This is a genomic window from Buttiauxella warmboldiae, assembly GCF_003818135.1.
In the GTDB taxonomy this organism is placed as follows: domain Bacteria; phylum Pseudomonadota; class Gammaproteobacteria; order Enterobacterales; family Enterobacteriaceae; genus Buttiauxella; species Buttiauxella warmboldiae.
Window position 1 is genome coordinate 1 of record NZ_RPOH01000099.1, and the last position, 11,833, is coordinate 11,833.

Sequence of the window (11,833 nt, forward strand, 5' to 3'; positions counted from 1 at the left end):
GTCGCGTTAAGCCTTAGAAATGCATTACCGTTAGCGTTGCTGGCAATTTCCCAACTCACAAAGATATGCCTAAGAGACAGCTCCTTGAAGGAGAGGGGACGCTATTTAATGTGCAGAAACTCTATCTTTTCTTCTTCTCCCTCAGGAAGAAGATGGGGAGAAGGGTTGTTTTAAATCGTTATTTTTTTGTTCCCACCGCGGCTCACCGTTGTCGCTTGCCCATCCGCACCGTAAAGATTCGGCTCCTGATGCGGCTTGAGCACGGCCAGCGCTTGTTCATTGCGCGCCAGCTGCTCTTCTAATAACCAGCCATTGTGCTGGTTGATATCAAGCAGGTGCTGCGTCTTTTGCGTAATCATCTGCCAGCGCTGGCTGATAGCCGTGCTGGCGGGGTCCTCGGTTTTTTGCGCCGCGCGCCGAAGCTGCTCGAGATAATCAAGCGTGGCCAGCAGCGAGCTTTTGTCTTCGGTAATACGCTGCAATGCGCTGCCATTCACATGGCCGGCGGATAGCTGTTGCTGTTCGGCATCCATCACCTCCTGCAGAGAGTTGAGCACCACAGCCATTTGATCCATCACTTCTAGCAGACGACTCATGCCGTTATTGACTCGAGAGATAACTTTGAGCTTGATGGATTAAGGCATCGGCGATTTTGCCGGTATCCATTTTAAGCTCGCCGTTGCGGATCGCGGTTTTGAGTGCTTCAACGCGTTCCATATTAATATCACCGTTGCCTGGCTGAACTAGCTTCGCCTGCGCGTCGCTAAGCGTCACGCTGGCGCTGTTTGGCGCCGCGCTTTTTTCCAGACGGCTGCTCTTTTGTATCGGCGCGTCGGTTGTTTCGCGTGGCTGTACGGTACTTACCGGTTTCAAAGGAGACGTGCGATCAATGCTCATTATTCTTTCCTCATCGAGGTGGCCCACAGCATCAGAGCCTGCCAATATCTATGATTGTTAACTCACTATCGGCAGCCGCCGCCTAACCTTTATAGCCTTCTTCATCACCCACAGAATTTTACAGATTAATCAGAATATTCCCATCAGCCGCCACGGTGCCGCTCACAATTTGCCCCGAATCCATCCGCACTCGCGCATTTTGTGCGACAGCCGCATTATTTAGCGCTTTGCCTTCGCTGTTCACGCTAAAACCCTCACCAGCAGCGACCACCTGAACCCGCTGCCCGGCCGTCACCCGCCATGACTGGCGCACCATTGACAGCATAATCGGCTGATCAGGTGCGATATCGCGCAGCGTCACGGCGTTGCTTGCCTGCTGTAAATTCAGCATCGCGCGTGGCGGCAGCTGATCCAGACGCCCGCGTTGAAGCTGCAGCTGATTTTCATGAATAACGCTGCCGCGAGGTAAAGCCTGGGCGGCAACCACGTAATTTCCCGTGACCTGCACTTCGGCCTGAATGTAGCGCTTGTCGTTACCGCAGCGCGCCAGCACGCTCACATTCCCCCACAGGCGTGCATTGCCCGGCATCGAAAATTCGGGAAGCGGGCAGGAGGGCAACTGTGCCGCGGGAGTTTTCACTATTACCGACACTTCATCACCGATGCCCGCCAGACGCTGCTGAAAAAACTGCCTCAGCGGCGCATCCAGGACAGTGGCAAATGCCGGATGGCAGGCCAGCAGCACGGCAATTGCGCTCGCTATTTTCACACCGTTCATCACGCTTCTCCTGGTTCAGGTTGCAGTGATTTTAACCGGGCACGGGTTTGATCAAGGCGATAAATAGCGATGCATTTTGCGTCTATTCCGACGATAACGCACGCGTAAGGGGTTTAAGCTGTCGGACAAATCCTAATTATGCGGAGGGAATATGCTCGACAAACTGGATGCCGCACTGCGATTTCAGCAGGAAGCGATAAATTTGCGCGCCCAGCGTCAGGAAATACTGGCCGCCAATATCGCTAATGCCGATACCCCGGGCTATCAGGCTCGCGATATTGATTTTGCCAGTGAGATGAAAAAAGTGATGGACAGAGGACGCGTGGAGGGCGGCGGTGTTTCGCTCACGCTGACCTCCGCGCGCCATATTCCGGCGGCGACGCGCTCCACACCTTCGCTCGATCTCCTCTACCGCATTCCTGACCAACCGGCTATGGACGGCAACACCGTCGATATGGACCGTGAACGTACGCAATTTGCCGACAACAGCCTGAAATACCAGTCAGATCTGACGGTTCTCGGCGGCCAAATCAAAGGCATGATGTCCGTGCTGCAGCAGGGTGGCTAACCCATGGCTTTACTGAATATTTTTGATATTGCCGGCTCCGCGATGACCGCGCAATCCAAACGAATGAACGTGGCGGCCAGTAACCTGGCTAACGCCGATAGCGTAACCGGCCCGGATGGCCAGCCGTATCGTGCAAAGCAGGTGGTTTTCCAGGTGGATGCCGCCCCAGGGGCTGAAACCGGCGGCGTCAAAGTCACCGCTGTTGAAGAGAGCCAGGCGCCGGACAAGCTGGTCTTTCAGCCGGGCAATCCGCTGGCCGATGCCAAAGGCTACGTGCGGATGCCAAACGTGGATGTGGTCGGTGAAATGGTCAACAGCATGTCGGCCTCGCGCAGCTACCAGGCCAATGTGGAAGTGCTCAACACCGTGAAAAGCATGATGTTGAAAACCCTGACTCTTGGTCAGTAAAAGGAGTGACTGATGAGTATCGCCGTTAATATGAACGACACCACCAGTGGTGTTAATACTTTATCGAGTAATAGCAACCTGACCGGCAGCAACGCCGCTGACCTGCAGAGTAGTTTTCTGACGCTGCTGGTTGCACAGCTAAAAAACCAGGACCCGACTAACCCGCTGCAAAATAATGAACTGACCACCCAGCTGGCGCAGATCAGCACCGTGAGCGGCATTGAGAAGCTCAATACCACCCTCGGCTCGGTATCTGGCCAGTTAACCAATAACCAGTCTGTTCAGGCCAGCGCCCTGATTGGTCACGGGGTGATGATCCCAGGCAGCAAAATTCTGGCGGGCAGTCAATCCACCACTCCATTTGGCGTAGAGCTGCAACAGGCAGCCGATAAAGTTACCGCCACGGTCACTGATAACACGGGCAAAGTGGTGCGCACGCTCGATATTGGTGGGCTAAGCGCGGGCGTCCATACCTTTACCTGGGATGGCACCATGACCGACGGGACAAAAGCGCCGGACGGAGCTTACAACGTTGCCATCAACGCCGCTAATGGCGGGACTCAGCTGGTTGCCCAACCGCTTAACTTTGCGTTGGTTAACGGGGTGACCCTCAGCAATGGCAAGACCTTGCTCGACCTCGGTACTTATGGCACCTCCACCCTCGACGATATCAGGCAGATTATTTAAGCCTTCCACCCTTTGCAGGAGTAAGACATGGCCTTTTCTCAAGCGGTCAGCGGCCTGAATGCCGCGGCTACCAACCTGGACGTGATTGGCAACAACATCGCCAACTCCGCCACCTACGGTTTCAAATCCGGCAGCGTCTCTTTCGCGGATATGTTCGCAGGCTCGAAAGTGGGCCTTGGCGTGAAAGTTGCGGGCATCACTCAGGACTTTGGCGACGGCACCACCACCAACACCGGGCGCGGCCTGGATGTGGCCATTAGCCAGAACGGTTTTTTCCGGCTGGCGGACAGCAACGGTTCTGTCTATTACAGCCGCAACGGGCAGTTCAAATTAGATGAGAACCGTAACCTGGTGAATATGCAGGGGATGCGGCTGACGGGCTATCCGGCCACCGGCACACCGCCAACCATTCAGGAAGGGGCAAACCCGGTAGGGCTTGCGGTGCCGAATACGCTGATGGCCGCGAAGCTGACTTCTCAGGCAGCCATGCAGATCAACCTGAACTCATCAGACGCGCTGCCCGAAGTCAACGTATTCGATGCGACTAACTCTGCAAGCTATAACAAAAAAGGCTCTATTACCGTTTATGACACCCTGGGTAACGCCCATGACATGAACGTGTTTTATGTAAAAACTGCCGATAACACATGGGATGTGCATACCCAGGACAGCAGCGTTATCGGCAACGCAGCGGCACGCGCAGGCACCATTCACTTTAACGCCAACGGCGCTATCGATAACATCACGAAGCCGGACCCTGCCAATCCAGCCCAGGTTATCACTTCTAATACACCGCAATTTGACATTGCCACTGGCGCGCTGAACGGTGCCGCTGCGGTGAATTTCACTTTTAGCCTGCTGAACTCGATGCAGCAAAACACCGGCTCCAACAACATCGTTGCCGCAAATCAAAATGGCTACAGGCCAGGCGATCTGGTGAGCTACCAGATTAACGATGACGGCACCCTTGTGGGCAACTACTCCAACGAGCAAACCCAACTGTTAGGCCAGATTGTGCTGTCTAACTTTGCCAACCCGGAAGGTCTCTCTTCCGAGGGCAATAACGTGTGGTCTGCAACCAATGCTTCGGGGGTTGCGCTGCTGGGCATGGCGGGAAGCGGTAACTTCGGTACCTTGACCAACGGCGCTCTGGAGTCCTCCAACGTCGATCTGAGTAAAGAGCTGGTCAATATGATCGTCGCGCAGCGTAACTATCAGTCTAACGCCCAGACCATCAAAACCCAGGACCAGATCCTCAATACCCTGGTTAATCTGCGCTAAGCGCTAACGGGATAGCTTAATGGATCATGCAATTTATACCGCCATGGGGGCCGCCAGCCAGACGCTGAATCAACAAGCGGTGACCGCCAGCAACCTGGCTAATGCTTCAACTCCGGGCTTTCGCGCGCAGCTTACCGCGCTGCGTGCGGTGCCGGTGGAAGGGCTCTCTTTGCCGACGCGCACGCTGGTGACGGCATCAACGCCCGGCGCTGATATGTCGCAAGGCCAGCTTGATTACACCCAACGCCCGCTGGATGTTGCCCTGCAACAGGATGGCTGGCTGGCGGTGCAAAGTGCTGATGGTAGCGAAGCCTATACCCGCAACGGCAATATGCAGGTCAGCCCTGCCGGGCAGCTGACCATCGGCGGGCAGCCGGTGATGGGGGAAGGCGGCCCGATAGCGGTGCCACAGGGCGCGCAGCTCACTATCGCGGCGGATGGCACCATTTCGGCGCTTAACGCGGGTGACCAGCCAAATACCGTGGCACCGATTGGCCGGCTGAAGCTGGTGAAGGCTACCGATACTGAGGTGATGCGCGGCGATGACGGTTTTTTCCGTCTGACGCCTGCCGCTCAGGCCACGCGTGGCGCCACCTTGCAGGCTGATGCCAGCATCTCAGTAATGCCCGGCGTGCTGGAGGGCAGCAACGTGAAGCCGGTTGAAGCGATGGCTGACATGATTGCCAACGCGCGCCGTTTTGAGATGCAGATGAAGATAATTTCCAGCGTAGATGAAAACGAGCAGCGGGCCAATCAGCTGCTGTCGATGACCTGATAACCGCGGTGTAACTAACAGGAATTCAATATGATCAGTTCGTTATGGATTGCCAAAACCGGTCTTGATGCCCAGCAAACCAATATGGATGTGATTGCCAACAACCTGGCAAACGTCTCCACTAACGGTTTTAAGCGTCAACGCGCGGTATTTGAAGATCTTCTTTACCAGACGATTCGTCAGCCCGGCGCGCAATCGTCCGAGCAGACCACGCTGCCATCCGGCTTGCAGATTGGTACGGGTGTGCGCCCGGTCGCCACCGAACGGCTGCACAGCCAGGGCAACCTGTCGCAGACCAATAACAGCAAAGATGTGGCTATCAAAGGGCAGGGGTTCTTTCAGGTACAGCTGCCGGATGGCACCAGCGCCTATACCCGTGACGGTTCATTCCAGGTCGATCAAAACGGCCAGCTGGTTACCGCGGGTGGGTTCCAGGTCCAGCCTGCCATCACGATCCCGGCAAACTCTCTGACGATTACCGTAGGACGCGACGGCATTGTCAGCGTGACTCAACAGGGGCAGGCGCAGCCCGTTCAGGTAGGCCAGATTAATCTGACCACTTTTATGAACGATACGGGACTGGAGAGCCTCGGCGAAAACCTGTATGCCGAAACCCAGTCATCGGGTACGCCAAATGAAAGCACGCCGGGGCTCAATGGCGCCGGGCTGCTGTACCAGGGGTACGTTGAAACCTCCAACGTAAACGTCGCGGAGGAGCTGGTGAATATGATTCAGGTTCAGCGCGCTTACGAGATCAACTCGAAAGCCGTTTCGACAACCGATCAGATGCTGCAAAAACTGACGCAGCTGTAAGACCCTGGCCGGTGCGAGTTTTTGCATCGGCTCTCGTTATCTGAATCACCTGAAGATGAAAGCAATGCAAAACCCAATGGTTCTTCGTTCTGTCTTGATGTGTCTGCTGCTCGCCACCAGTGGCTGTGCGCTGATACCAACAAAACCGCTGGTGGAAGGGGCGACCACGGCCCAGCCGGTACCGGGCCCGGCACCTATCATTAATGGGTCTATTTTCCAGACCGCGCAGCCGGTGAACTATGGGTATCAACCGCTGTTCGAAGACCGCCGCCCGCGTAACGTTGGCGACACCCTGACCATTGCGCTGCAGGAAAATGTCAGCGCCAGCAAAAGCTCGTCGGCAAATGCCAGCCGCGATGGCAAAACAAACTTTGGCTTTGACGTAACGCCTCGCTATCTGCAGGGGTTATTCGGCAACGATCGCGCGTCAGTGGATGCCTCTGGCGGCAACAGCTTTAACGGTAAAGGCGGGGCAAACGCCAGTAACACCTTTAGCGGCACCTTAACCGTCACGGTGGATCAGGTGCTGGCCAACGGCAACCTGCACGTGGTGGGCGAAAAACAGATAGCCATTAATCAGGGGACTGAATTTATCCGCTTCTCCGGCGTGGTGAATCCTCGCACTATCAGCGGCACCAACACAGTGGCATCCACGCAAGTGGCTGATGCGCGTATTGAATATGTCGGCAACGGCTATATCAACGAAGCGCAGAACATGGGCTGGTTGCAACGTTTCTTCCTTAATTTATCGCCGATGTAAGCGAGGGATCCATGAGCAGATATTTCCTGGCATTGCTGATGCTGGTGGCAACGCTGGCACAGGCCGACCGCATTCGCGACCTGACCACGGTTCAGGGCGTGCGCGAGAACTCCCTGATTGGCTATGGCCTGGTGGTGGGGCTGGATGGAACGGGCGATCAGACCACGCAGACCCCGTTTACTACCCAGACGCTAAACAACATGCTTTCACAGCTGGGGATCACGGTTCCCGCCGGGACCAATATGCAGCTTAAAAACGTCGCCGCGGTGATGGTGACGGCGAAATACCCGGCGTTTGCCCGTTCCGGGCAGAATATCGACGTGGTGGTTTCCTCCATGGGCAACGCCAAAAGCCTGCGCGGCGGCACGCTGCTGATGACGCCGTTAAAAGGTGTCGATAATCAGGTTTATGCGCTGGCACAGGGTAATATTCTGGTGGGCGGCGCCGGCGCCTCTGCGGGCGGCAGCAGCGTGCAGGTCAACCAGCTGAACGGCGGGCGTATCACTAACGGGGCGGTTATTGAGCGTGAGTTACCGGGCACTTTTGGCAGCGGGAATATGATTAGTCTGCAGCTAAACAATGACGACTTCACTCTTGCCCAGCAGATAACCGACACCATCAACCGTTCACGCGGCTTTGGCAGCGCGTCAGCTCTTGATGCGCGTACGATTCAAATCCGCGTGCCAGGCGGTAATAGCTCGCAGGTACGCCTGCTGGCAGATATCCAGAACCTGGAAGTGAGGATGCCGGCTCAGGATGCGAAAGTGATTATTAACTCGCGTACCGGGTCGGTGGTGATGAACCAGGAAGTAACGCTGGATACCTGTGCCGTGGCGCAGGGCAACTTGTCGGTGACGGTGAATCGCCAGGCACAGGTGAGCCAGCCGGATACGCCTTTTGGCGGCGGCCAGACGGTAGTGACGCCGCAAACGCAAATCGACCTGCGTCAGAACGGTGGCGCGCTACAGCGGGTTAACGCCAGCGCCAATCTGAACAACGTGGTGCGCGCGCTCAATACGCTGGGAGCATCGCCAATGGAGCTGATGTCGATTCTGCAATCAATGCAAACCGCGGGCTGCCTGCGTGCCAAAGTGGAAATCATCTGATGATTAACGAAACCCAATCACTGGCGAATGCCGCATGGGATGCTAACTCGCTTAACGAGCTGAAAGCGAAAACCGGGCAGGACCCAAAAGGCAACATGAAGTCGGTGGCCCGCCAGGTGGAGGGGATGTTCGTACAGATGATGCTGAAAAGCATGCGTGAGGCGTTGCCGAAAGATGGCCTGTTTAGCAGCGAGCAGACGCGCATGTATACCAGCATTTATGACCAGCAAATTGCCCAGCAGCTGAGCGCTAAAGGCCTGGGGCTGGCCGATATGATGGTCGAACAGATGGGGGGAAGCGCTGCCCCTCAGGAAGAAACAGGCAAAGTACCGATGAAGTTTGATTGGCAAACGGTGAGCAGTTTCCAGAACCAGACGCTAAGCAAAATGGTGCGCCAGGCAATCCCGCAGCCCCCTTCTAATGAAGAAGCGCTAAGCGGTGACAGCAAAGACTTTCTGGCGCAGCTATCGTTGCCCGCAAGGCTTGCCAGCGAGCAGAGCGGCATTCCGCACCACCTGATTCTGGCGCAGGCCGCGCTGGAGTCAGGCTGGGGGCAGCGTCAAATCCTTACGGAAAAAGGTGAGCCAAGCTTTAACTTATTCGGCGTGAAAGCCAGCGGCAGCTGGAAAGGGCCGGTGACTGAGATCACCACCACCGAATATGAAAACGGCGAGGCGAAAAAGGTGAAGGCTAAATTCCGTGTCTACAGCTCTTATCTGGAAGCCCTTTCTGATTATGTGGGGCTGCTGACGCGCAACCCACGCTACGCCGCCGTCACTAACGCCAATAGCGCAGAACAAGGTGCGCAGGCCTTACAGAATGCCGGTTACGCGACCGATCCGAACTATGCCCGCAAACTCACCGGCATGATTGGGCAGATGAAAGCGATGGGGGAGAAAGTGGCGAAGGCCTATAGCAACGATCTCTCTAATTTGTTCTGAAATTCGTTATTAATGTCTCAAGTCCCGGCGGGAACTGCCGATACCTGACGACAGGAACCGTGATTAACGCGCTAAGGAAATTTCATGTCCAGTAGCCTGATTAACAGTGCCATGAGTGGCCTGGGTGCTGCTCAGGCGGCACTGAATACCGTCAGTAATAACATTTCTAACTACAACGTCGCTGGCTACTCGCGCCAGACTACAGTGCTGTCTCAGTCGCAAAGTACGCTAAGCGCCGGTGGCTGGATTGGCAACGGCGTGCAGGTCAGCGGTGTACAACGTGAATATGATGCGTTTATCACTAACCAACTGCGTGCGGCACAAACCCAAAGCAGCGGTCTGAATACTCAGTATCAGCAGATGTCGAAAATAGACAATATGCTCTCTGGTACCACCAACACGCTTGCCACCACGATACAGAGCTTCTTCACCGGCCTGCAAACGCTGGTCAGTAACTCAGAAGACCCGGCGGCCCGTCAGGCGCTGCTGGGTAACGCCAGCGGTCTGGTCAACCAGTTTAAGGTGACCGACCAGTATCTGCGCGACCAGGATAAGCAGGTGAATACCGCCATCCAGAGCAGCGTGGAGCAAATCAATAACTACGCCAGCCAGATTGCCAATCTGAATAATCAGATCTCACGCCTGACCGGCGTGGGCGCAGGGGCAACGCCTAACGATCTGCTCGATCGGCGTGACCAGTTGGTGAGCGAGCTTAACCAGGTTGTGGGCGTTGAAGTTAGCGTACAGGATGGCGGGACCTATAACGTTTCTATCGCCAACGGCTTATCTCTGGTGCAGGGTGATAAAGCCAGCAAGCTGGCGGCGGTCTCTTCCAGCGCCGATCCGGCGCGGATTACCGTTGCCTATGTTGATCCCGTTGCAGGCAACACTGAAATCCCGGAAAGCCAGCTCAACAGCGGCACGCTCGGCGGGATGCTGACCTTCCGTACCCAGGATCTGGATAGCGCCCGTAACCGCCTGGGGCAGTTGGCCGCGACCTTTGCCGATGCGATAAACCAACAGCATGCTAAAGGGATTGATGCCAACGGTAACCCCGGCGGTAAGTTCTTTGATATCGGTGGCCCATCCGTACTAAGCAATAGCCACAATGCCGCTAAATCAACCACGCTCGCAGCAAACGTGACGGATAGCAGCCAGCTTCAGGCCAGCGACTACAAAGTGGTCTTTAATGACCCGGACTGGAACATCACTCGGTTATCGGACCACAAGAAATTTTCAGCCGCCGCCGTCGTTGATGCTAACGGTAAAAAAAGCCTCAGCTTTGATGGATTGAAGGTCGAAATCAGCGGCCAGAATCCCACGAAGAATGACAGCTTTGTTATCAAACCGGTCTCTGATGCCGTGGTGAATATGGCGGTCCCGATCGCCGATGAAAGTACGCTGGCATTGGCTGGCAACCCGAGCGGCGGCGAGAGCGATAACCGCAACGCCCAGGCGATGCTGGATCTGCAAAATGGCAAACTGGTTAACGGCAACAAATCTTTTAACGATGCCTATGCAAGCCTGGTGAGTGATGTGGGCAATAAGACCAGCACGCTGAAAGTGACCAGCGGCACACAAAATAACGTGGTCATACAGTTGAGTAACCAGCAGCAGTCTATCTCCGGCGTCAACCTCGACGAAGAGTACGGCAACCTGCAGCGTTTCCAACAATATTACCTGGCCAATGCTCAGGTCCTGCAGACGGCATCAACACTGTTTGATGCGTTGCTGTCCATCCGTTAATTAAGGAAGCTGGCGTATGCGTATCAGTACCGCAATGATGTATCAACAGAATATGCGTGGCGTGACCAACTCACAAAGTGAATGGCTGCGTTACGGCGAACAGATGTCAACCGGCAAGCGCGTGACGAAACCTTCCGATGACCCGATTGCGGCCTCACAAGCCGTGGTGCTGTCTCAGGCTCAGGCGCAAAACAGCCAGTATGCGCTGGCGCGTACTTTTGCCACGCAAAAGGTTTCGCTGGAAGAGAACGTGCTGGGGCAGGTGACCACGGCGATCCAGTCCGCGCAGGAAAAAGTTGTCTACGCCAATAACGGCACCCTCAGCGATGACGACCGTGCATCACTGGCGACCGATCTGGAAGGCATTCGTCATCAACTCCTCAACCTTGCCAACAGCACTGATGGTAACGGGCGCTATATTTTTGCCGGTTATAAAACGGAGTCTGCGCCGTTTAGCGGCGGCGCGGGAAGTATCACTTATCAAGGCGGGGCGACTGCGGTTTCACAATCGGTGGACGCCGCGCGCATCATGACCATTGGGCATACGGGCTCAGAAATTTTCGAGTCATTAACCAGCAATGCGGTGCCGGAGCCGGGCAATGGCATCCAGGAGAAGAGCCTTTTCAATATGCTTGATTCAGCTATTGAAACGTTAAGAACGCCAGCTGCCGGACTGGATGATGCACAGAAAGCGAATTTAACCGCGGCGATTGATAAAACTAACCGCGGCCTGAAAAACTCCCTTAACAACGTGCTGACCGTACGTGCCGAATTAGGTACGCAGCTGAGCGAGCTCGATAAGCTTGATGAGTTAGGTCGCGATCGTGGTTTGGGGCAGGCGCAGCAAATGAGTGACTTAGTGGATGTGGACTGGAACTCGGCTATCTCTTCCTATGTGATGCAGCAGGCGGCCCTTCAGGCTTCTTATAAAGCCTTTAGCGATATGCAGGGAATGTCGCTGTTTCAGTTAAACAGATAAAGTTTTCACCTTTTGGGCGTGCTTTGAAACTGAGTACGCTTATATGCCCACTTCCGCACCCCGGAGTGGGCTTTTTTTTGGTTCATCGCGGTTA

At 55.4% G+C, this 11,833-nt stretch carries 14 protein-coding genes; 11 read left to right on the forward strand and 3 right to left on the reverse strand.

All coding sequences use genetic code 11. From position 1 onward, the window contains the following. Nucleotides 1–170: 170 nt before the first annotated feature. The 3 genes from flgN to flgA all read right to left on the reverse strand — a co-directional run bounded on the left by flgN (nt 171) and on the right by flgA (nt 1,675). Entirely contained in the window at nt 171–596 is a 426-nt protein-coding gene (flgN, locus tag EHN07_RS19140; protein WP_124025601.1) for a flagella biosynthesis chaperone FlgN, read from the reverse strand. A gap of 4 nt (nt 597–600) precedes the next feature. Continuing rightward, complete coding sequence (gene flgM / locus EHN07_RS19145) at nt 601–897, reverse strand: flagellar biosynthesis anti-sigma factor FlgM (protein WP_124025602.1); 297 nt, start codon at nt 895–897, stop codon at nt 601–603. 118 nt (nt 898–1,015) lie between these two features. Then, nucleotides 1,016–1,675: a flagellar basal body P-ring formation chaperone FlgA gene (gene flgA / locus EHN07_RS19150; RefSeq protein WP_124025603.1), complete on the reverse strand. Its 660-nt coding sequence runs from the start codon at nt 1,673–1,675 to the stop codon at nt 1,016–1,018. Nucleotides 1,676–1,826: 151 nt separating this feature from the next. On the opposite strand from flgA, the gene flgB reads away from it, so the two are divergent. From flgB to flgL, 11 genes are all read left to right on the forward strand, one after another. After that, nucleotides 1,827–2,243, forward strand: coding sequence for a flagellar basal body rod protein FlgB (flgB, locus tag EHN07_RS19155; protein ID WP_124025604.1), 417 nt, complete (start codon nt 1,827–1,829; stop codon nt 2,241–2,243). A 3-nt stretch (nt 2,244–2,246) separates the two neighbouring features. Continuing rightward, nucleotides 2,247–2,651 carry a flagellar basal body rod protein FlgC gene (flgC, locus tag EHN07_RS19160; protein WP_124025605.1) on the forward strand — a complete coding sequence of 135 codons (405 nt, stop codon included), beginning with the start codon at nt 2,247–2,249 and terminating at the stop codon, nt 2,649–2,651. 12 nt (nt 2,652–2,663) lie between these two features. Beyond that, nucleotides 2,664–3,338 carry a flagellar hook assembly protein FlgD gene (flgD, locus tag EHN07_RS19165; RefSeq protein WP_124025606.1) on the forward strand — a complete coding sequence of 225 codons (675 nt, stop codon included), beginning with the start codon at nt 2,664–2,666 and terminating at the stop codon, nt 3,336–3,338. A gap of 27 nt (nt 3,339–3,365) precedes the next feature. Further along, on the forward strand, nt 3,366–4,619 hold the full coding sequence (gene flgE, locus EHN07_RS19170; RefSeq protein WP_124025607.1) for a flagellar hook protein FlgE: 1,254 nt from the start codon (nt 3,366–3,368) through the stop codon (nt 4,617–4,619). Between the two features lie 19 nt (nt 4,620–4,638). After that, the gene (locus tag EHN07_RS19175; RefSeq protein WP_124025608.1) at nt 4,639–5,394 is read left to right on the forward strand and encodes a flagellar basal body rod protein FlgF; all 756 of its coding nucleotides are present in this window, start codon (nt 4,639–4,641) and stop codon (nt 5,392–5,394) included. A gap of 30 nt (nt 5,395–5,424) precedes the next feature. Then, nucleotides 5,425–6,207 carry a flagellar basal-body rod protein FlgG gene (flgG, locus tag EHN07_RS19180; protein ID WP_124025609.1) on the forward strand — a complete coding sequence of 261 codons (783 nt, stop codon included), beginning with the start codon at nt 5,425–5,427 and terminating at the stop codon, nt 6,205–6,207. A gap of 64 nt (nt 6,208–6,271) precedes the next feature. Continuing rightward, the gene (flgH, locus tag EHN07_RS19185) at nt 6,272–6,967 is read left to right on the forward strand and encodes a flagellar basal body L-ring protein FlgH (protein ID WP_124025614.1); all 696 of its coding nucleotides are present in this window, start codon (nt 6,272–6,274) and stop codon (nt 6,965–6,967) included. Nucleotides 6,968–6,978: 11 nt separating this feature from the next. Beyond that, nucleotides 6,979–8,073, forward strand: coding sequence for a flagellar basal body P-ring protein FlgI (locus EHN07_RS19190; protein ID WP_124025610.1), 1,095 nt, complete (start codon nt 6,979–6,981; stop codon nt 8,071–8,073). Next, on the forward strand, nt 8,073–9,014 hold the full coding sequence (gene flgJ / locus EHN07_RS19195) for a flagellar assembly peptidoglycan hydrolase FlgJ (RefSeq protein ID WP_124025611.1): 942 nt from the start codon (nt 8,073–8,075) through the stop codon (nt 9,012–9,014). Before EHN07_RS19190 ends, flgJ begins: the two co-directional genes overlap by 1 nt. A gap of 84 nt (nt 9,015–9,098) precedes the next feature. Next, nucleotides 9,099–10,760: a flagellar hook-associated protein FlgK gene (gene flgK, locus EHN07_RS19200; protein ID WP_124025612.1), complete on the forward strand. Its 1,662-nt coding sequence runs from the start codon at nt 9,099–9,101 to the stop codon at nt 10,758–10,760. Nucleotides 10,761–10,776: 16 nt separating this feature from the next. Continuing rightward, the gene (flgL, locus tag EHN07_RS19205; RefSeq protein WP_124025613.1) at nt 10,777–11,739 is read left to right on the forward strand and encodes a flagellar hook-associated protein FlgL; all 963 of its coding nucleotides are present in this window, start codon (nt 10,777–10,779) and stop codon (nt 11,737–11,739) included. Nucleotides 11,740–11,833: the final 94 nt, after the last annotated feature.

What these genes read in the sequence shown, in the direction of transcription:
- flgN (WP_124025601.1), bottom strand. Translation starts at nt 596, where the DNA reads ATGAGTCGTCTGCTAGAAGTGATGGATCAAATGGCTGTGGTGCTCAAC.
- flgM (WP_124025602.1), bottom strand. Translation starts at nt 897, where the DNA reads ATGAGCATTGATCGCACGTCTCCTTTGAAACCGGTAAGTACCGTACAG.
- flgA (WP_124025603.1), bottom strand. Translation starts at nt 1,675, where the DNA reads ATGAACGGTGTGAAAATAGCGAGCGCAATTGCCGTGCTGCTGGCCTGC.
- flgB (WP_124025604.1), top strand. Translation starts at nt 1,827, where the DNA reads ATGCTCGACAAACTGGATGCCGCACTGCGATTTCAGCAGGAAGCGATA.
- flgC (WP_124025605.1), top strand. Translation starts at nt 2,247, where the DNA reads ATGGCTTTACTGAATATTTTTGATATTGCCGGCTCCGCGATGACCGCG.
- flgD (WP_124025606.1), top strand. Translation starts at nt 2,664, where the DNA reads ATGAGTATCGCCGTTAATATGAACGACACCACCAGTGGTGTTAATACT.
- flgE (WP_124025607.1), top strand. Translation starts at nt 3,366, where the DNA reads ATGGCCTTTTCTCAAGCGGTCAGCGGCCTGAATGCCGCGGCTACCAAC.
- EHN07_RS19175 (WP_124025608.1), top strand. Translation starts at nt 4,639, where the DNA reads ATGGATCATGCAATTTATACCGCCATGGGGGCCGCCAGCCAGACGCTG.
- flgG (WP_124025609.1), top strand. Translation starts at nt 5,425, where the DNA reads ATGATCAGTTCGTTATGGATTGCCAAAACCGGTCTTGATGCCCAGCAA.
- flgH (WP_124025614.1), top strand. Translation starts at nt 6,272, where the DNA reads ATGCAAAACCCAATGGTTCTTCGTTCTGTCTTGATGTGTCTGCTGCTC.
- EHN07_RS19190 (WP_124025610.1), top strand. Translation starts at nt 6,979, where the DNA reads ATGAGCAGATATTTCCTGGCATTGCTGATGCTGGTGGCAACGCTGGCA.
- flgJ (WP_124025611.1), top strand. Translation starts at nt 8,073, where the DNA reads ATGATTAACGAAACCCAATCACTGGCGAATGCCGCATGGGATGCTAAC.
- flgK (WP_124025612.1), top strand. Translation starts at nt 9,099, where the DNA reads ATGTCCAGTAGCCTGATTAACAGTGCCATGAGTGGCCTGGGTGCTGCT.
- flgL (WP_124025613.1), top strand. Translation starts at nt 10,777, where the DNA reads ATGCGTATCAGTACCGCAATGATGTATCAACAGAATATGCGTGGCGTG.